We start from the raw sequence: 18,461 nt of genomic DNA, 5'->3' as shown, positions 1-18,461 counted from the left end.
CTCTAGCTGTGCCGCGGACAGGCTGGCACGTCCATTTCGCGGATGAAGTTGCGCAAGGCCTCCATGTCGCGGGACAGGGGCCGATCGTCGGAATAGTGGGCGATTTTTTCCCGCACCATTCGGTAGATCGTGTCGGTACCAGGCGCGCGCGCCCCGCGCCCGGCCAGAAAATCATGGGCCTGCGCGGCTGCCATGAGCTCGATCGCCAGGATGTATTCGGCGTTGTCGATGACCGCCAGCAGCTTGTTGGCGGCGACGGTCGGATGCGCAAGAAAATCCTCTTGCAGGCCGGATGTGACGCCGCCGTCGGTCGCCGCCGGGGCGGCCAGACGCCGATTGACGTTGCTGAGCGACGTGGCCGTGTATTGGGCGATCATGAAGCCGGAATTGGCTCCGTCCTCATCGGCAAGGAAGGCCGGCAGATTGTTGACAAGCGGATTGACGAGACGGTCGATCCGACGCTCGCTCATCCCGGCCACCTGAGCCAGGGCGATGGTCAGGCCGTCGGCGGCCTGCCCGAGTGCGGGCGCCACCGCATGCGCCTCTGAAACAACCTGAGGATCGTTCAACGTGCCGAATACCGCGGGATTGTCGGTGACGGCTGCCAGTTCGCGGTCGACGAGCTCGGCGGACCGGTCCAGCACCTCCCGGGCGGCGCCATGAACATGCGGCACGGCGCGAAGGCTGAGCGCGTCCTGCGTGCGGCTGCCGTGAGCCAGCGCGATAAGTTCGCTGCCATGAAGCCAGCCCCGCAGCGATCTGCCCACGCCCTGAATGCCGGGTGAGGGCCTCATAGCCAGGATTTGTTCGCCAAAAGCCGGCATCTGCGCGCCCGCGGCTTCAAGCGTCAAAGCCGCCGCCGCGTCAGCCCATCCCAGCAAACGCTCCGCGCGCTGCACGGCGATGCTTGTCAGGCCGGTTGCGCACGCGGTGCCGTTGACCAGGCTCAAGCCCTCCTTGGCGCCAAGCTCCAGCGGTTCCAGGCCCATTTCAGCAAGCGCTTCCAGCCCGCTCATGGAACGGCCTGCCAGGGTTGCATTGCCTTCGCCGATCAGGACCAGCGCGACATGCGCGTTGTGCGTCAAATAGCCGGCCGATCCCCGGGACGGCACGTCGGGAACGCAGTCACGCTCGATGAAGGTGAGCAGATTGCGCACGATCTGAGGGCTCACGCCCGAATGGCCATGCGCGAAATTCGCCAATTGAGCGGCAATGATGGCGCGCACGCCGCGTCGCGGCACGAGGTCACCGACGCCGCAGGCATGACTGCGAATGATGTTTCGCGACAGTTTCTTGTGCAGGGCAGGCGCCACGACCTTGCTTGCCAAGGCGCCGACCCCGGTGTTGACGCCATAGGCGCGGATGCCTTTTTCGACGATCGCCGCCACGATCTGGTGCGCAAAAGCGATCCTGTCCCACGCCGCCTGGCTGAGCGCCAGGGATTCGCCCTCACTCACCCGCGCGATATCGCGCCAGCTGGCGTTTTTGTCGATCGTTATTGTCATTGCCCGTTCCGAAATTGCTTTGCGAATGCGCAGGCACTCGCTCGATAGGCGGCGGGAGAACCGCTGCTTCGGCTCGTACCGCACAACCGCGATGCATATTGGCTATGGAATTGCCGGGTGATGCGACTGGAGCGACGTCGCGGGTCATAAATTCTGATCCAGATGGCCTGCCACCCGAAGCTCGAAGAGCGAGGGGTGGTGCGGACGACGGGAATCGAACCCGTACGATCAGAGATCGAGGGATTTTAAGTCCCTTGCGTCTACCAATTCCGCCACGTCCGCAGGCCAGCCCTTTTCAGATGCCAGACACAGCCCGTCAAGTCGTGTTCTTGAGCCATCCGAACGCCCACCCCAGAGGACGGCACTTGGCGATACTGGCGTGATCGCGGAATTCAGCGCGCGGCGCGCAATGCGTAGGGTGTTTGCACGGCGGATCTGATCCGCCGAGGCCGGCGTCTACCAGGCCCAACCCATTCCCCCGCCCACTGGGGGCGCCGGCCGCCCCTCTCATTGAAATTGCTGATCAGGTCAGTCGCTCGCCGAGCGCTGTTGGGCGCTCTCAGAATTTGTAGCTGAGATTGATGCCGACGGTGTTCAGCTTGGTGTCCTGGTCGCGGGCGACGAAATCGGTGGACCCGTCATAATGTTCGGAGCCGAAATCGTAATAGCGATATTGCGCGCCGACGACGAACCTGTCGGTCAGCGCGTAGTCGACGCCGGCGCCCACCGTCCAGCCAACATTCGTGCGCGTCTCGGAGAAGGCGGAGCCTGCTGACTGCGACGTCTCGATACCGGCGAAGGCAACGCCGCCTATGCCGTAAACCAGCACACGATCCATCGCATATCCGGCCTTGGCGTTGACCGATCCGAACCATTTGATGTCGGTGCCGAAATTGTTTCCGGGCTCTTGTTCGGTGGTGCCGCTGACCGAGGAATAGTTGAGCTCGGCCTCGGCGCCGATCACCGCCTGGTCGAACTGCCACAGTCCCGCGACATGTCCGCCGACGAAACCGCCGTCAATATCGGGCGAGACGGAAAACGGCTCGCCTTCCGTTCCTGAGATGTCGGATTGGCCCCAGCCAAAGCCCGCCTGCAGGCCGGCATAATATCCGGTCCAGTCGAAGCCGGGCGCGGTCATCGGCACGTCGACTGTCGGGTCGGCCGCGAAAGCCGGCATCGACAGGACGGCAAGAAGACCGGCACTTGCGACGACAAGGCGATACATTCGAACTCCCCGGACGAAGAGTCGGAAAAGTCTTGTCGCCAAGGTAGACCGATTTGCGACAAAACGGAATCCTGTTTCTGGCCGCAGCCGTGTGTCACTCGCGGAAGCACGGCCTGCTAGCGCAGGACAGCCGACATTGCCGGGAAAATGTCAGCGTGCAAGATGGCCTTCTTGCAGGGAAAAGCCCGATGTACAGGCTGGTTCGTCTCGTCGCTGGAACTGCCATGCTGCTGCTGGCCTGCGGCCTCGCTGCGGCCGAGCCGTTGGCGCTCGCCATCGTCAAGGCCGCGGTCGTATCCGATCAAGCCTCGGGACGCAGGGCACTCGACCTCAAGATGACACCGGAGAGCGCGAAGGCGTTCGCCGACTTCACCAGGGTCAATGTCGGGAAGGTGGTCGATCTCAGCGTCGACGGCGCCATGGTCGCGTCGCCGCGCCTGGTCGAACCCATCCTCGGCGGTGAGGTGATGCTCGACGGCACCTTCGCCGCCGGCGAACTGCAGCGCCTGGCGGAACGGATTTCGGCGGGCGGTGCGAAAGTCACGGTCGAGGTCAAGGCTGAACAGCCTTTGTGAAGGTTGGGTAGGGCTGCCCGCTGTTTGGCGCTGGTCAAAACCAGGCAGGCTTGGCACAGTCGCGCAAACAGGAGTCCCTTCATGGCAAAGAAGCCGGCGGCGCATGCGACGAAACCAAAACCCTGGACCGAGATGGCCACGCATCTGGTCGACGTCGCCATGGGCCGCAAGCCTGCCGATCTCGTCATCCGCAACGGCCGCTGGGTGAACGTTCACTCCGGCGAGATCATCGCCGGCACCGACATCGCCATTGCCGGCGGCCGCTTTGCCTATTGCGGGCCGAATGCCAGCCACGCCATCGGCCAGGGCACAAAGGTCGTCGATGCCGGCGGGCGCTATCTGGTGCCCGGTCTCTGCGACGCGCACATGCATGTCGAAAGCGGCATGGTGACGGTGACCGAATTCTGCCGCGCCGTCATCCCGCACGGCACCACCTCGATGTTCATCGATCCGCACGAGATCGCCAACGTGCTGGGCCTGCCGGGCGTGCGGCTGATGCATGACGAGGCGGTGGCGATGCCCATCAACGTGCATGTGCAGATGCCGTCCTGCGTGCCTTCGGCGCCGGGGCTCGAACACGCCGGCGCCGAACTGACGGTTGCCGATGTCGCGGAAGCGATGACCTGGGAAAACATCATCGGGCTCGGCGAGGTGATGAATTTTCCCGGTGTCGCCGCCAATGATCCTGTCATGTCGGGCGAGATCGCCGCGACGGTCAAGGCTGGCAAGACGGTTGGCGGCCACTATGCCTCGCGCGATCTCGGCCTGCCGTTTCACGGCTATGTCGCCGGTGGACCCGAGGACGACCATGAAGGCACGCGCGCCGAGGATGCGATTGCCCGCGTGCGCCAGGGCATGAAGGCGATGCTGCGGCTGGGCTCGGCCTGGTACGATGTCGCCTCGCAGATCAAGGCGGTGACGGAAGGCGGCATCGATCCGCGCAACTTCATCCTGTGCACCGACGACAGCCATTCCGGCACGCTGGTGCATGAAGGCCACATGGACCGGGTGGTGCGCCACGCCATCCAACAGGGGCTGAAGCCGGTGACGGCGATCCAGATGGCCACGATCAACACCGCCCAGCACTTCAGGCTGGAACGCGAGATCGGTTCGATCGCGCCGGGGCGGTTGGGCGACCTGCTGATTGTCTCAGATCTCGCCGCGATGACCATCGACGAGGTCTATGCGCGCGGCATCCGCCTGGCCAAGGGCGGCAAGCTCGATATCGACATTCCGGCCTATGATTATCCGAAGACGGCGAAGAACACCATCAAGCTCGGCAAGAAGCTGAAGCCTCGCGATTTCGACATCACGGCTCCCAAGGGCGCCAACGAAGTGCGGGTGCGCGTCATCGGGGTCATCGAGAACCAGGCGCCGACACGGGCGCTGGAGGCCGACCTTCCGGTCGAGGACGGGCTGGTCGCCATGGATCGCCGTAACGATGTCTGCCAGATCGCGCTGATTGAGCGGCATCGGGGCACCGGCGGCGTCACCAACGCCTTCGTTTCCGGTTTCGGCTACATGGGTGATTGCGCCATGGCCTCCAGCGTGGCGCATGACGCCCACCACATCATCTGCGTCGGCACCAACAAGCAGGACATGGCGCTGGCGGTCAACCGGCTCGGCGAGGTCGGCGGCGGCGTCGTGCTGTTCTCCAAGGGCAAGGAACTGGCGCTGGTCGAGATGCCGATCGCCGGCCTGATGTCGGACGAGCGCGCCGAGATCGTCGCCGCCAAGGCCGAGAAACTGACCGAGGCGATGCGCAAGATGGGCTGTTCCCTGAACAACGCCTACATGCAGCACTCACTGCTGGCGCTGGTGGTCATTCCGGAGTTGAGAATTTCCGATGTCGGCCTGATCGACGTGACGACCTTCCAGAAGGTCGATCTGTTCATATAAATCTTTTTTGAGCGCGAGTCGGATGGAGCTACGTGCGGGTTCTCTTAAGCGGAATCAGAAGAGGTAATTTTCAACGAAAGATGCTATAATTCCAACGATAATAGATGCGAATAAGGCGATATAAGCGTACAGATCGCTTCTATTTTCTATTTTTCGCCTCCGCTGCGTATTCTTATCCAGAAGATTGAAATAAACCAAAATTGCAACGCCGATTCCACCAAATACCCACATTGAATACGGCATAATCTGAACCTCTCACCCGCCGGTGACGATGGTCAGCACCTTGAACGGCGTGGTGATGACGACCTCGGCGACCGAACCGACGGCCTTGCCGAGCCCCTGGCCAAGATTGTTGAGCTGCGCCGGATCGGGTTCGTCCGAAGCCAGTCCGGCGGGGGTGCGCAGCCGGTCGCCGAGCAACTGCACCAGGATCGGATTGTCGGCGAATTTTGCGTGGTTGAGGCCACCGTCGCCGCCCTTGATCTTGGACAGGTCGACCACGGAGACGCCATAGCTGGCGAGATCGGCCGCATTGCCATAGTCGCCGACACGCGGCTTGTCGCCGGAGATGAGTGAAGACAATTTGAGTGCTCGGTCATCGCTTGAAAGCAGCACGGCAAACGGCTTGTCCGGCTTGCCGTAACGCATCATCTGCTTCTTGAACACGTCGACATCGATGTCGGGCGAAGCCAGGACGACATAACCGAGCTTGCCACCGAGATCGCGGTCGCCGGTGATGGCGAGCTGGCGCAGCGCCTCCATGGTCAGCCAGGTTCCCATTGAATGGGCGATAATGTCGATGCTCTTGACCCGTGTCTTGGCAAGCATTCTGAGCGTCGCCTCGAGATCGTCGCGGGCGGCGTTGGCGCTGTCCTTGTCGTAGATATAGCCGGTTGTCTTGGCGCTCGACGCCCAAGAGAACAGAACCGGCGTGCCGGGATATTTCGTGTCGTGGGCGATCTGCGTCAGCCGGTAGATGCCGTCGTCGAAGCCGTTGTTGAAGCCGTGCACGAAGACCAGTGCACGGTCGCCGCGCATGGCGATGTCGGCGCCGACCGCCTTGGCGAATTGCGGTGCATCGCCATAATGGACGACATTGGTGGCGGTGAATTGCTTGGCCGGGTTCGAGCTGGCAGAGCCCTTGGCCCGCTCTATGGCGCCGACCTGGTGGACCTTCGGCACGGTGACGTCGACGCGGGCGTAGCTGGTGGTCAACGAGCGATCGCCGTCGAACACCTGTCGCGGATCCTTGGTCGCCTGCTGGCGGGTGGTGGCGACGAAGATTTCGTGCGTGGCCGCGATGTCGGAGGCTGGCACCGAGACCGTCGTCTTGTTGAGCAGATCATGCGTGTTCCGGCCGGCACAGCCGGCAATGGCGAGCGCCAACGCGAGGACGAAACTGTTCAAGCGCGAGCTCAAGCGCCGGCTCCCGTAAAGGGGAACGTCAAAAGCATGACGTCACCGCTATTCCGATAGAGCCAGAGACCGACGCGGTCCAGTTCAAAGTGACCCGATACCTCGTGAATGGTGAACAGGGACGGCGAAATCCGCAGGGCGGCATCTACTGCCCGAGCAGGCTGATGCGGTCGGTCACGTCCCGGTCGCTGGCAAAGCCGTCATCCTCGCGCAGCCGCTGACCGATCATCTTCACCAAGGCCGGATTGTCGGCGAATTTCGTATGGTTGAAGCTGTCGCTGCCCTTGACCTTTGAGAGATCGACCACCGTCACGCCATAGGAGGCAAGATCGGCGGCATCCTTGTAGTCGCCGACGCGTGGCCGTGAGCCGGCGATCAGGCCGGAGAGCCTGAGCGCGCGGTCGTCGTCGGACAACAGCAGGATGAACGGCTTGTCGGGCTTGCCGTAGCGGCGCATCTGGCTCTTGAACACGTCGACGTCGATGTCGGGCGAGGCCAGCACCACATCGCCGAGCTTGCCGCCGAGGTCGCGGTCGCCGCTGATGGCCATCTGGCGCAGCGTTTCCATGGTCACCCACGTTCCCATCGAATGCGCGACAATGTCGATGCGCCGCGCGCCGGACTGCTGCAGCATCCGCAATGTCACTTCGAGCTGGTCGCGTGCGGCGCTGGCGCTTTCCTTGTCATAGACATAGTCGGTGGTCTTGGCGCCCGATGCCCAGGAAAACAACATCGGTGTGCCGGGGTAGCCGGAATCATGGACGATCTGGGTCAGGCGGTAGACCGCGTCGTCGAAACCGGTGTTGTAGCCATGGACGAAGACCATCACGCGGCCGCCGCGCGCCGCGATGTCGGCGTTGAGCGCGCTGGAGAATTTCGGTTGCGTGTCGTAGCCAACGACTTCGGAAGCCATGAAATATTTGGCCGGATCATCCGACTTGCCGCGCGAGCGACGCTCGATCTGACCGGTCTGGTGGAGCCCCGGAACGGTGACGTTGACGCGGGCATAGTTCAACGTCGCCGAACGCTCGCCGTCGAAAACCTTGTTGGGATCGTCGGATTTCTTGCGCGTCGTGGCGATGAAGATCGAATGGTTGCCGGCGATATCCGTCACCGGCGCGGCGACGATGGCGCTGCCAAGCAATTCCTGCGTTTGCGGGCCGGCGCAGCCGGCGACGAGCAAGGCGAGACAAACGGTAACGATCTTCTTCAAAGGCACGTCTGAAATTTCCACTCCGGCCAAAAGGCCCATCTACCCCCGCGACACCTCCCGGACAGGGAGAGTGCGGCAGAACTAAGTCGCGTCCAGCCGAAATGTGGTCGCCGCCCGGTTAAGGCCATCATACTGTTGCGCGAAAGCCAAAATGGCGGAATGTCGGGAAGGCCAGCCTCTCCAGCGCGAGGCTAACGCCGAACACACCGCCATGAAGGCTCGGTTCGCCTCGATTTGCAGACCCGTCGACGCAACAATATGAGAGAACTCGTTCAGGCAATTGAAAATACTATATGAATTCGGTTGAAGTGAGCTGCGAACGGTCGGACAATGGCGCTGCGGGGCCGGATATGCAATAGGGCAGGATCGGCAGTGAGTGATCAGCGTGCGATATACGGACGCTGTGCGGCCGGTTGATGACAGGGGTCTGCGCAGACATGCGGCACAAGGCGGCTTTCCGATGAACAGTTTTTCCTCCCGCGTCGCCACCGCTGCGGCGGCGATCCGCCAGATCTTTCCGGAAACGCCGCTGCAGGAAAACGACTATCTGTCGAAGAAGACCGGGGCTCGGGTGCTGCTGAAGCGCGAGGATTTGAGCCCGGTACGCTCCTACAAGATCCGCGGCGCCTTCAATTTCTTCCGCAAGGCGCTTGCCGCCGGCAACCAGGCAGAACTGTTCGTCTGTGCTTCGGCCGGCAATCATGCCCAGGGCTTTGCCTTCGTCTGCCGCCATTTCGGCAAAAAGGGCGTGGTGTTCATGCCGGTGACGACGCCGCAGCAGAAGATTGACAAGACCAGGCTGTTCGGCGGCGATTTCGTCGAGATCAGGCTGGTCGGCGACTTTTTCGACGACTGCTATCGCGCCGCCTTCGAGTTCACCGAAAGCTCGGGCGCCCACATGGTGCCGCCCTTCGACCACAAGGATATCATCGAGGGGCAGGCGACGGTCGCATATGAAATCGCAGACCAGATGCCGGGCGCGCGCATGCCCGACATCGTCATGCTACCGGTTGGCGGCGGCGGGCTCGCCGCCGGCGTCACCCACTATTTCGCCGATCAGGGCCGGGAGGCGCGTTTCGTGTTTTGCGAGCCGGCCGGCGCGCCGAGCCTGCATGACAGCCTTGCGGCGGGAAAGCGGCTGAAGCTCGCCAAGGTCGACAACTTCGTCGACGGCGCGGCGGTGGCCGAGATCGGCCGCGAACCCTTGCGCTATCTGAAGGAGTTTGCCGCCGACACGGTGCGGCTGATCCCGGAAAACCGGCTCTGCGCGACCATGATCGAGATGCTTAACGTCGAAGGCGTCGTGCTCGAGCCGGCCGGCGCTTTGGCGATCGACGCGCTGAAGGATTTTTCCAGGAAGGATATCCGCGGCAAGACCATCGTCGCCGTGGTTTCAGGCGGCAATTTCGATTTCGAGCGGCTGCCCGATGTCAAGGAACGGGCGCTGCGCTTCGAAGGCCTGAAGAAATACTTCATCATCCGCTTCCCGCAGCGGCCGGGCGCGTTGCGCGACTTCCTCGAAATGCTGGGGCCGGACGACGACATCGCTCGCTTCGAATATCTGAAGAAGTCGGCGCGCAATTTCGGCTCGGTGCTGATCGGCATCGAAACCAAGGACCGCCGCAATTTCGATCTGCTGAAGGCGAATTTCGAGGCCGAGGGCGTCCAGTATCAGGACATCACCGACAACGAGACATTGGCGGGCTTCATCATATGAGCGCAAAGGTCTTCATCGCCCTGTTTTCCGGCATCAACGTCGGTGGTAACCGCATCGTCAAGATGGCGGAGTTGCGCGCGTTCTTCGAGGATCTCGGCTTTTCCGGCGTCGCCACCTATGTGCAGAGCGGCAATGTCGTGTTCCGGGCCGGCAAGGGCGACGCCGCTGCCCTGACCAGACAGATCGAAGCGGCCTTCGAGAAGAAATGGGGTTTTCATTCGCGCATCATGGTGCGCGATCTCTCGTGGTTCGAACGCCTGGTGCGCGAAAATCCCTATCCGGAAGCGGCCGCCGACCACACCAAGCTCCACGCCTATGCGCTGGAGCGTGAGCCGACCACCGAAGAGGTGGCGCGGCTGGCTGAAAAGTGCACCGGTCCCGAGCGCTTCGAGATCAAGGGCGACGTGCTTTACCTCAGCGCGCCGGACGGACTCGGCAAGTCGGTCTTTGCCAACCTCATTCCGCGCGTTCTGAAGGTGCCGGGCACCGCGCGCAACTGGCGCTCGGTGCTGGCGCTGCTGGAGATGGCCGATCAGGCCGGTAAGACCTAGGCCGGGCTACGCCGCCGGAGCGGGTTTCCAGTCGAAGGTCAGCTCTTCGCGGAAAGCAAACCGCTTGATGTGATCGGCGACGACACTTTCCAGGCGCTCGATCGACCCGGCTTCTTCCGTTGATACCACAATGTGCAACGTGGTCGCGTCCGCATCCATGACGGTGCGTCCCAGCGATGTCAGCTCGATGGTGCCATGGGTTGGATCGAACTCGACAGGAAACTTGTGCGCCCAGTGCTTGCACAACTGCTGCAGATAGCGGCTGGCATGTTCTGTGGCGACATCGGCACGGCTGGTCGGCATGAGTGAACTCTCCGGAAGGGCAGGCGCCCATTGCTTGACATGGCGCCAGACTTGCCAGGCTGGCGTCATGTCAGGGTAGATAGGGGCGTTCGTGAAAAACGCCAAAGACCGCCGGGCAACTTCCGCCCGGTGTCAGGTCGATCCCTACCAGCTTCCGGTGTTGGCCATCGAAGCCCAAGGCTCGGCCTTGGCTTTCGCCGGGCCTTTCTGCAGAAGCTCGATCGAAATCCCGTCCGGTGACCGGATGAAGGCCATGTTGCCGTCGCGTGGCGGCCGGTTGATGGTGACGCCGTTGTCCATCAGATGCTGGCAGGTGGCGTAGATGTCATCGACCTCATAGGCGAGGTGGCCGAAATTGCGCCCGCCCTTGTAGTCTTCCGGATCCCAATTGTAGGTGAGTTCAATCAGCGGCGCCTTGTCGTTGATGCCGCTTTGCTCGTCCTCGGAGGCGGCGAGGAAGATCAGCGTGAAGCGGCCCTGCTCGTTTTCGTAGCGGCGGACCTCCTTCAGCCCGAGCTTGTTGCAGTAGAAATCGAGCGAGGCATCGACATCGGCGACGCGGACCATGGTGTGCAGATAGCGCATGAGTTTTCCTCGATCTGTTGGGGTGCGGCGCAACATAGGGTCGACCCGGCGAAAGGGCAATCTCCCGCGGCCGGCGATGCCGGCAAAGAACAAATCCGGTATTCCCGCAATGAACCGTGAAAAAAGGCAGGGAAGGTCTTGCACACACCGGAAGCCGCGGTGTTAATCTGGTGTCAAGAATCAGTTGCGGTGTTCTTGCAAAAAAGGGGGCATTCTTATGGGGGAAAAGGCCTCTTTGACGGGGCGGGCCGGAACCCTTGGCGACGCCTTGAAACGCGACGAAGGCGGCGATGCCGCCGACCTGACCGAAATTGCCGGCGCCATTAAGTGGTTCGATGTGGCCAAGGGCTATGGGTTCATCCTCCCCGATGACGGTGTCTCGGGCGATATCCTCCTCCATGTGACATGTCTTCGGCGCGACGGTTTCCAGACAGCCCTGGAAGGCGCGCGCGTGGTCTGCCTTGTCAAGCAGGGCGATCGCGGGCTGCAGGCTTTCCGCGTGCTTTCCATGGATGTCACCACCGCCGTCCATCCGGCGGAAATGCAGGAACAGCGCACCCATGTCGCGGTGACGCCGGAGAGCGGGCTCGAACGCGCTTTGGTCAAGTGGTTCAACCGCACCAAGGGCTTCGGCTTCCTGACGCGTGGCGAAGGCACCGAGGATATTTTCGTCCACATGGAGACCTTGCGCCGCTACGGCATCACCGAGCTTCGGCCGGGCCAGGTCGTGCTTGTCCGTTTCGGCCGCGGTGACAAAGGCCTTATGGCCGCCGAAATTCACCCCGATATGGGCACCTTGCCGGTTTCGCATTAGGACGAATTCGGCCGAGGATCTTTGATGGCTCACAGGAACTGGCTGACGGCGGGCGTGCTATGCGCCATTGCTGCGGTGATCGTGGCCGCCGGTGTTTTCTTCTACTCAGAACGGCCGACCTCTGCCGACAGCCGGGCGATGATCCTTCCGGTCGATCCGACGCCGCTGGTCGTGGTGACGAAAGATGGCAACCGCTCTTTTTCGATCGAAATCGCCGACACCGACGCGGAGCGCGAGGCCGGCTTGATGTACCGCCAGGACATGGCTGACGATCACGGCATGCTGTTCGTCTTCGAGATACAGCAGCAGGTCAGTTTCTGGATGCAGAACACGCCGATGCCGCTTGACCTGGTCTTTGTCGGCCAGGATGGCAAGATCCGCGCCGTCAAGCATGGCGAACCGCAATCCCAGGCCATCATTTCCCCCGGCGTGCCCGTGCGCTTCGTGCTCGAGCTCAAGGCCGGCACCGCCGCCAAATTGGGCATCGGGTATGGCGACCTGTTGCGCCATCCGGCGGTCGGCACTGTATCCGGGCCCGGCGTGCCGCCGCCGGACAATGGCGATGCGCCCAACGGCGGCGGCTGAACGCGAGGTGGAGCAGCCGATGCAGTTCTTCACTCATGACGGGTTCGACCTTGCCTTCCTCGACCGCCAACCGGCGTCGGGGCAGGGCGACCCTGTGCTCATGATCCACGGCTTCGCTTCGAGCCACTATGTCAACTGGGTATCGCCCGGCTGGTTCAAGACGCTCAACGATGCCGGCTATCGCGCCATCGCCTTCGACAATCGCGGCCATGGCTCGTCATCGAAAAGCTACGACGAGGCCGATTATACGCCGGCGAAAATGGCCTCGGATGCCGCCGCGCTGCTCGACCATCTCGGCATAGAACGGGCTCATGTCATGGGCTATTCGATGGGCGCGCGCATCGCGGCGTTTCTGGCTCTGTCCGATCCGGACAAGGTGGCGACGCTGGTCTTTGGCGGCCTCGGCATCGGCATGATCGACGGCGTCGGCGATTGGGATCCGATTGCCGCGGCCCTGCTTGTTGACGATCCGACCGCCACCACTCATCCGCGTGGCCGCTCTTTCCGCGCCTTCGCCGACCAGACCCGCAGCGATCGCCGGGCGCTTGCCGCCTGCATCGCCACATCGCGGGAGTTGCTCAGCGAGGATGATATTGCCCGCATCGCCCAGCCGACGCTGGTCGCGGTCGGCACCACGGACGACATTGGCGGCTCGCCGGACGAACTCGCTGCCCTGATGCCGAACGCCAGGGCCTTCCACATCGAGGGCAGGGACCATATGCTGGCGGTCGGGGACAAGACCTTCAAGCAGCGCGTGCTGGAGTTTTATGCTGAATATCCGCTTTGAGCGGTTAGAGCAATTACAGGAAAAGTCTGTAGCGGTTTTCCGTCCGGTATTGCGTCAAGACAAACAGTTGGAGCTGTTCACCGTTTCCATGAAACGGTGAACAGCTCTAACCGGGGGGCAACAGTGGCACAATGGGGAAGAAGCGCGGTGGCCATGCCTGGCGCCGTGGCTCGCAGCAGGTTCGGTAAACGTTCGGTCATACTGGCGTTGGCGGCCTTCGCTGCGGGAGCGATTGCCATCGCCATAATGGTGGCGATGCCGAGCGACGCTTCGCAACTCGTCCAGAACATCGCCACCGCCTTCTTCATGCTGGTGTTTCTGCTGGCCGCTCCGCTGGCGCATATCACCGGCGCGGTTTTCGGCGTGATGGCGCTGGCGCGTTCGAACGACAGTCGCGCCCTTGGCCTTCTGGGGATCGTTCTCAACGGGCTGTCGGTGGCGGCGGGGCTGGCCGTCCTCGTGGCAATGGCGTCGACCATAGGCGCCTTTACCTGATCTTGCGCGCTCGCGCTTCGTGGACCGACTTCGCCAGCACGCACAGCAGTTCGAACATCATCGTCGCACCCGCCAGCGCCGTCATGCTGCCGAGATCGAACGGCGGCGCCACTTCCACGACATCGGCGCCGACAATGTTCAGTCCGTCGAGCAGGCGGACCATTTCCTGCGCCTCGCGGGTGGTGAAGCCGCCGAGCTCGGGCGTGCCTGTTCCCGGCGCCATCGACGGGTCGATGCAGTCGATGTCGAAGGTCACATAGGTCGGGCCGGCTCCGGCGATGGCGCGCGCCTCCTCCATGACGCTGGCAGCACCCCGCCGGACGAACTCCTCCATGTAGATGATGCGAATGCCCTGGGCGATCGCCCAGTCATGTTCGCCGGGCTCGTAGATCGAGCCGCGAATGCCGATCTGCACGACCCGTTTGGGATCGAGCAGTCCCTCTTCGATCGCGCGGCGGAACGGCGTGCCGTGCGTGTAGGGATTGTCGCCGAAATAACGGTCATTGGTGTCGGAATGCGCATCGAAATGGATCATGCCGACCGGACGATCCCTGGCCACGGCGCGCAGCACTGGCAAGGTCGTCAGATGATCGCCGCCGGCGGCCAGCGGAATGGCGCCTGCCGCCACGATAGCGGCGATGCCGTCCTCGATGCGCTTCAACCCGTCCATCAGGTTGATCGGATTGACCGAGAGGTCGCCGACGTCGGCGACGTTGGCGATGCTGAACGGCTCGATGCCCGACACATGGTGGGCGCGCCGCATCAGGCTCGACTGGTTGCGGATCTCGCGCGGGCCGTGCCGTGCGCCCGCGCGGTTGGTCGTGCCGCCGTCCCACGGTATGCCGACGAGCGCGATGTCGAGCCCCTCGGCGCTCGCCACCGCCGGCAGCCGCATGAAGGTCGAGAGCCCGGCAAAACGGGGAACCGCCGAGGCGTCGACCGGCTGGAAGAAATTGCTGTTCATAGTGTCGGCACCTCAGAAGAATTCACGTTTGACGATTTCAACGATCCGCGTCTCGCAGTCGTCGAGCAGCCATCGGCCCTTTTGCGCCGACGAACCCTCGGTCAGCGACAGCACGCCAGACGGCGGTACTTCCTCGGCCGGCCTGGGATAACGGTCGTAGGGCTTGAACTGCGCCGGGCCGTCATGCAGCGCCTTGTCGAGATCGACGAGTTCGGGGCGCAGTGCCAGCATCATCGAGGTCTCGATCACGCTGGCATGCTCGAGTTCGATGCCGGGGTAGCCGTCGGGGAACACTTTTGTCAGCGTCTCGGCGCGCACCATTTCCCAATGGTCGATGCGCAGGATCGTCAGGTCGGTCGCACGCTCGCGGCCGATGGCGTCGAGCGCGAGTTCAATGCCCTCGATCGACGGGCCAATATTCTCGTAATGGCCATTTAGGACGACGATGCGCCGGACCTTCTGGCGATAGAGATCGCAGATCACATCCTTGACGATGAGCGAAAACGTGTGCGCCGTAATGTTGATCGTGCCGGGAAAGGCTGGACCGCCGCCGGTCCTTGGTTGCGAGCGGTTGCCATAGGCGATGGTCGGCGCAACGAGGCCGCCAACCTGCCTGGCCACCGTCTCGGCGATGGCGGTCGGGATGACGACATCGACATTCATGGCCATGTGGTGGCCATGCTGTTCGGTCGAGCCGAGCGGCAGGAAGACCGGAGCGCCCGCGGCGATCCGCTTCTCGGCCTCCGGCCACGTCAATTCGGCGAGGAAAACCCTGTCTTTCATCATCATCCCATCTCAAAGCATCGCCGCGCCGCCATTGGCGCCCAGGCATTGTCCGGTGAAGAAGGTGGCGCCCGGGCCGGCCAGGAAAACCACCGCGGAGGCGATTTCATCCGGCCGGCCGATCCGCCCCAACGGATGGGTCGTTTCCAGCGCGCGCTGGCTTTCGCTCAGGGCCTCGAAGCCGAGAAGCGGTGTGTCGGTGGGCCCTGGCGCCACGGCGTTGACCAGTATTCCGGGCGCAAGCTCGCGTGCCCAGGAGCGGGTCAGCCCGAGCAGTGCCGCCTTGGTCGCGCAATAGACCGAGGCGTCCGCCCGGCCGAGATAGGCGAGTTCGGATGCGATGTTGATGATGCGTCCGCCGTCGGGAAGATGCGGCAGGACTTCGCGTGCGACGAGGATCGCGCCGCGCACATTGACGGCGAACATGCGGTCGACATGGTCGAGCGAGATCGCGTCAAGCGAGGCTTCCTGCAGGATGCCGGCATTGTTGACGAGGATATCGTAGCCGCCGATCCGCTCCGCGCCTTGGCCGACCGCCGCAACGATGTCGGCCTCGCTGGCGAGATCGCAGGCAAGGATCGGGATATCGCCTTCGGACGCCCTGAGATCGAGCCCGAGCACGGTCGCCCCGGCCTCCTGCAGGGCGAGCGCCGTCGCGCGGCCGATGCCGCTCGCCGCGCCGGTGACCAGCGCGCGTTTTCCGCGGAGCGGGACTACCAAGGCACTTCTCCCCTGTCGACGCCGAGCGATTGCCCGGTGATGTTGGCCGCGAGGCTGGATGCCAGGAACAGATAGGTGCCGGCCATGTCGGCCGGCTCCATCAGGCCGGGCAGGGCCTGCGCGCCGACGATGTCCTCTAGCAGCGCCGCTTCGTCGACGCCGCCTTCATCCGCCATGCGGCCAAGCGAGCGCATCGACGCCTCGGTGCGAACCCATCCGGGGCAGACCGCATTGACGCGGATGCCTTTCGGCCCAAGCTCCCTGGCCCAGGTCTTGGTCAGGCCGATAATGGCGTGCTTGGAGGCGACGTAGGCGCCGAAACGCGCTTCGGCGACGCGGCCCCAGATCGAGGCGGTGTTGATGATCGCCGCAGCCGCTTGCATACGCGGCAGAGCGCGAGCGGTGACCAGCGCCGTACCGATGATGTTGATCTCGATGATGCGCCGGAAAGCGGCTTCGGTCTCGTCGCCGCTGTCGGTGATCGGCGTCATCAGTTCAAGGCCGGCATTGTTGATGAGCACGTCTATGCGGGCAACTTGTTCGAGCGCCGCCGCGGCGGCCGTACGATCGGCGATGTCGGCCTGCGCGCTGGTAGCGCCGAGTTCCCGTGCGCGTTCGTGCACGGCCGCGTCATTGGCGATGAGATGCAGCGTGGCTCCGGCCTGCGCGAATCCCCTGGCTATGCCGAGCCCGATGCCGCGGCTGGCCCCGGTGATCACTACCGTCTTTCCGGAAAAGGAGAGGCTCATACGACCACTCCGGTTTCGTTGCGGATGAGGTGCAGGACCTTGTTGCGCAGTTCGAAGAACTTCTGGGTTTCGCGGATTTCCAGCGGCCGGTCCGCACCGAGCTCGGCCGCCACGTCGATGTCGGCGACGACGGAAGCCGGGCGGCGTGAGAACAGGATGATGCGGTCGGCAAGGAACACCGCTTCTTCCACGTCATGGGTGACGAAGATGACGGTCTTTTCCTCGCGGATCTGGATCTGCCGCAGTTCGACCTGCAGGCGTTCGCGCGTCAGCGCGTCGAGCGCGCCGAAAGGCTCGTCCATCAACAGCACATCGGAACCGGCCGCCAGCGTGCGCGCAATGGCCACGCGCTGGCGCATGCCGCCCGAGATCCGGTTCGGATAGGAGTTTGCGAAGTCGGCGAGCCCGAACAGGTCGAGATAATGGCCGATGCGCTCGGCCTTCTGCGTCGCGTCGAGGTCCTTCCTGTAACGCATGCCGAAGGCGATGTTCTTCTCGACCGTCAGCCAGGGAAAGGAAGAATAGGACTGGAACACCATGCCGCGCCGGCGGTCCGGCCTGACGACCTTTTCGCCACCAAGCAGGATCGAACCCGAACTCGGCTCGTCAAGACCGCCGACCATGCGCATCAGCGTGGTCTTGCCGCAACCCGAGGGTCCGAGGAAGACGACCAGCGAATTGCGATCGAGGCCAAGGCTGGTCTTGCGCACCACATTGACGGGGCCGAACGACTTCGCCGTGTCAATGAATTGGACATATCCGGTCATTGCCACGCCCTCACAGATACCGGAACAGCCGGCGGTGAAGCAGGCGAAGCAGCTGGTCGGTGACAAGGCCGATCAGACCGATGACAACGACGCCGGCCATGACCTCGGGTGTCTTGACGAAGCGCCGCGCCGTCCAGATGACGTAGCCGATGCCGGAATCGGCGGCGACGATCTCGGCGATGATCAGATAGGTCCAGCACCAGCCGAGCGTGATGCGGAGATTGTCGAGCAGCGTCGGTCCCATCCAGCGCAGTGCGACATCGGTCATCACTTGCCTCGAATTGGCGCCGACCGTGCGGGCGACCTCGACGAACTCCTGCGGCACGCGCCGCATGTCGTCGGCCACCAGCAGCACGAGCTGGAAGAACGTGCCAAGCCAGAGCAGGAAGATCTTGGTCTCCTCGCCGACGCCGAACCAGATGATGGACAGCGGCACCAGCGCCGGAACCGGCAAATAGCGGATGAAATCGATCATCGGCTCAAGAGCCGCGCCGACGATCCGGTAGCTGCTCATCATGATGCCGATCGGGATTGCCATGATGGCGGCGAGCAGGAAGGCGATCCAGACGCGAGCGGTCGAAACCGCGACGTGCCAGACAAGGTTCTGCTCGGTCAGCATCGTCCAAAGGGCGACGACGACACGGCTCGGCGAGGGCAGGAATTGCGGCGCGATGATGCCCGCCCGCGCCGCCAACTCCCACAGCGCAATGACGAGCGCCGCCGCCGCGACGCTAACGGCGAACTCCACCATCGGCGAGGCGCGGCCGCGGAAGACAAACAGGCTGCTGAACAAATCACTATCCCCGTC

At 63.2% G+C, this 18,461-nt stretch carries 20 protein-coding genes and 1 tRNA gene; 8 read left to right on the top strand and 13 right to left on the bottom strand.

From position 1 onward, the window contains the following. Positions 1-2 precede the first annotated feature (2 nt). From JG746_RS21705 to JG746_RS21695, 3 genes are all read right to left on the bottom strand, one after another. Positions 3-1,505, bottom strand: a complete 1,503-nt coding sequence (locus tag JG746_RS21705; RefSeq protein WP_202354603.1) for an HAL/PAL/TAL family ammonia-lyase — start codon at positions 1,503-1,505, stop codon at positions 3-5. Between the two features lie 196 nt (positions 1,506-1,701). Then, positions 1,702-1,787, bottom strand: a tRNA-Leu gene (locus JG746_RS21700). 277 nt (positions 1,788-2,064) lie between these two features. Next, the gene (locus JG746_RS21695; protein WP_202354602.1) at positions 2,065-2,730 is read right to left on the bottom strand and encodes an outer membrane protein; all 666 of its coding nucleotides are present in this window, start codon (positions 2,728-2,730) and stop codon (positions 2,065-2,067) included. A 224-nt stretch (positions 2,731-2,954) separates the two neighbouring features. Between JG746_RS21695 and JG746_RS21690 the strand changes: the two genes are divergently transcribed. Both JG746_RS21690 and ade read left to right on the top strand, forming a co-directional pair. Further along, complete coding sequence (locus JG746_RS21690) at positions 2,955-3,305, top strand: SecDF P1 head subdomain-containing protein (RefSeq protein WP_244730365.1); 351 nt, start codon at positions 2,955-2,957, stop codon at positions 3,303-3,305. An 81-nt stretch (positions 3,306-3,386) separates the two neighbouring features. Further along, entirely contained in the window at positions 3,387-5,204 is a 1,818-nt protein-coding gene (gene ade, locus JG746_RS21685) for an adenine deaminase (protein WP_202354600.1), read from the top strand. A gap of 255 nt (positions 5,205-5,459) precedes the next feature. On the opposite strand, the gene JG746_RS21680 is transcribed toward ade, so the two are convergent. Together JG746_RS21680 and JG746_RS21675 are read right to left on the bottom strand one after the other, a co-directional pair. Then, complete coding sequence (locus JG746_RS21680) at positions 5,460-6,623, bottom strand: alpha/beta hydrolase (RefSeq protein ID WP_202354599.1); 1,164 nt, start codon at positions 6,621-6,623, stop codon at positions 5,460-5,462. Between the two features lie 142 nt (positions 6,624-6,765). Further along, positions 6,766-7,872 carry an alpha/beta hydrolase gene (locus tag JG746_RS21675; protein ID WP_202354598.1) on the bottom strand — a complete coding sequence of 369 codons (1,107 nt, stop codon included), beginning with the start codon at positions 7,870-7,872 and terminating at the stop codon, positions 6,766-6,768. Positions 7,873-8,293: 421 nt separating this feature from the next. On the opposite strand from JG746_RS21675, the gene ilvA reads away from it, so the two are divergent. Together ilvA and JG746_RS21665 are read left to right on the top strand one after the other, a co-directional pair. Beyond that, positions 8,294-9,550 carry a threonine ammonia-lyase IlvA gene (ilvA, locus tag JG746_RS21670; protein ID WP_202354597.1) on the top strand — a complete coding sequence of 419 codons (1,257 nt, stop codon included), beginning with the start codon at positions 8,294-8,296 and terminating at the stop codon, positions 9,548-9,550. Continuing rightward, the gene (locus tag JG746_RS21665; protein WP_202354596.1) at positions 9,547-10,101 is read left to right on the top strand and encodes a DUF1697 domain-containing protein; all 555 of its coding nucleotides are present in this window, start codon (positions 9,547-9,549) and stop codon (positions 10,099-10,101) included. Before ilvA ends, JG746_RS21665 begins: the two co-directional genes overlap by 4 nt. A gap of 6 nt (positions 10,102-10,107) precedes the next feature. Here the strand turns inward: JG746_RS21665 and JG746_RS21660 are convergent, their stop codons facing one another. Both JG746_RS21660 and gloA read right to left on the bottom strand, forming a co-directional pair. After that, positions 10,108-10,404: a DUF2218 domain-containing protein gene (locus JG746_RS21660; RefSeq protein WP_202354595.1), complete on the bottom strand. Its 297-nt coding sequence runs from the start codon at positions 10,402-10,404 to the stop codon at positions 10,108-10,110. Positions 10,405-10,548: 144 nt separating this feature from the next. Next, the gene (gene gloA, locus JG746_RS21655; protein WP_010909179.1) at positions 10,549-10,989 is read right to left on the bottom strand and encodes a lactoylglutathione lyase; all 441 of its coding nucleotides are present in this window, start codon (positions 10,987-10,989) and stop codon (positions 10,549-10,551) included. A 217-nt stretch (positions 10,990-11,206) separates the two neighbouring features. Between gloA and JG746_RS21650 the strand changes: the two genes are divergently transcribed. From JG746_RS21650 to JG746_RS21635, 4 genes are all read left to right on the top strand, one after another. Further along, positions 11,207-11,803, top strand: coding sequence for a cold-shock protein (locus JG746_RS21650; protein WP_032920553.1), 597 nt, complete (start codon positions 11,207-11,209; stop codon positions 11,801-11,803). 24 nt (positions 11,804-11,827) lie between these two features. Then, positions 11,828-12,388 (top strand): DUF192 domain-containing protein, encoded by a 561-nt coding sequence (locus JG746_RS21645; protein WP_202354594.1) that lies wholly within the window; start codon positions 11,828-11,830, stop codon positions 12,386-12,388. A 19-nt stretch (positions 12,389-12,407) separates the two neighbouring features. Then, positions 12,408-13,175 carry an alpha/beta fold hydrolase gene (locus JG746_RS21640; RefSeq protein WP_202359427.1) on the top strand — a complete coding sequence of 256 codons (768 nt, stop codon included), beginning with the start codon at positions 12,408-12,410 and terminating at the stop codon, positions 13,173-13,175. A gap of 147 nt (positions 13,176-13,322) precedes the next feature. Then, the gene (locus JG746_RS21635) at positions 13,323-13,670 is read left to right on the top strand and encodes a hypothetical protein (protein WP_202354593.1); all 348 of its coding nucleotides are present in this window, start codon (positions 13,323-13,325) and stop codon (positions 13,668-13,670) included. Here JG746_RS21635 and speB read toward each other — a convergent pair. The 6 genes from speB to JG746_RS21605 are packed head-to-tail and all read right to left on the bottom strand — an operon-like array spanning position 13,663 to position 18,446. Continuing rightward, on the bottom strand, positions 13,663-14,634 hold the full coding sequence (gene speB, locus JG746_RS21630) for an agmatinase (RefSeq protein WP_202354592.1): 972 nt from the start codon (positions 14,632-14,634) through the stop codon (positions 13,663-13,665). The two genes, JG746_RS21635 and speB, sit on opposite strands and share 8 nt — an antisense overlap. Before the next feature lie 12 nt (positions 14,635-14,646). Beyond that, on the bottom strand, positions 14,647-15,417 hold the full coding sequence (locus tag JG746_RS21625) for a creatininase (RefSeq protein WP_202354591.1): 771 nt from the start codon (positions 15,415-15,417) through the stop codon (positions 14,647-14,649). A gap of 12 nt (positions 15,418-15,429) precedes the next feature. Further along, positions 15,430-16,137: an SDR family NAD(P)-dependent oxidoreductase gene (locus JG746_RS21620; RefSeq protein WP_202354590.1), complete on the bottom strand. Its 708-nt coding sequence runs from the start codon at positions 16,135-16,137 to the stop codon at positions 15,430-15,432. Next, positions 16,131-16,886: an SDR family NAD(P)-dependent oxidoreductase gene (locus JG746_RS21615; RefSeq protein ID WP_202354589.1), complete on the bottom strand. Its 756-nt coding sequence runs from the start codon at positions 16,884-16,886 to the stop codon at positions 16,131-16,133. Before JG746_RS21615 ends, JG746_RS21620 begins: the two co-directional genes overlap by 7 nt. After that, positions 16,883-17,653 carry an ABC transporter ATP-binding protein gene (locus JG746_RS21610; protein ID WP_202354588.1) on the bottom strand — a complete coding sequence of 257 codons (771 nt, stop codon included), beginning with the start codon at positions 17,651-17,653 and terminating at the stop codon, positions 16,883-16,885. Before JG746_RS21610 ends, JG746_RS21615 begins: the two co-directional genes overlap by 4 nt. A gap of 10 nt (positions 17,654-17,663) precedes the next feature. Beyond that, positions 17,664-18,446, bottom strand: coding sequence for an ABC transporter permease (locus JG746_RS21605; RefSeq protein ID WP_244730362.1), 783 nt, complete (start codon positions 18,444-18,446; stop codon positions 17,664-17,666). Positions 18,447-18,461: the final 15 nt, after the last annotated feature.

The organism is Mesorhizobium sp. 113-3-3, from assembly GCF_016756495.1.
GTDB lineage: Bacteria > Pseudomonadota > Alphaproteobacteria > Rhizobiales > Rhizobiaceae > Mesorhizobium.
Note: the sequence above shows the minus strand (reverse complement) of the source record. Positions and strands in the feature narration are given on the sequence as shown.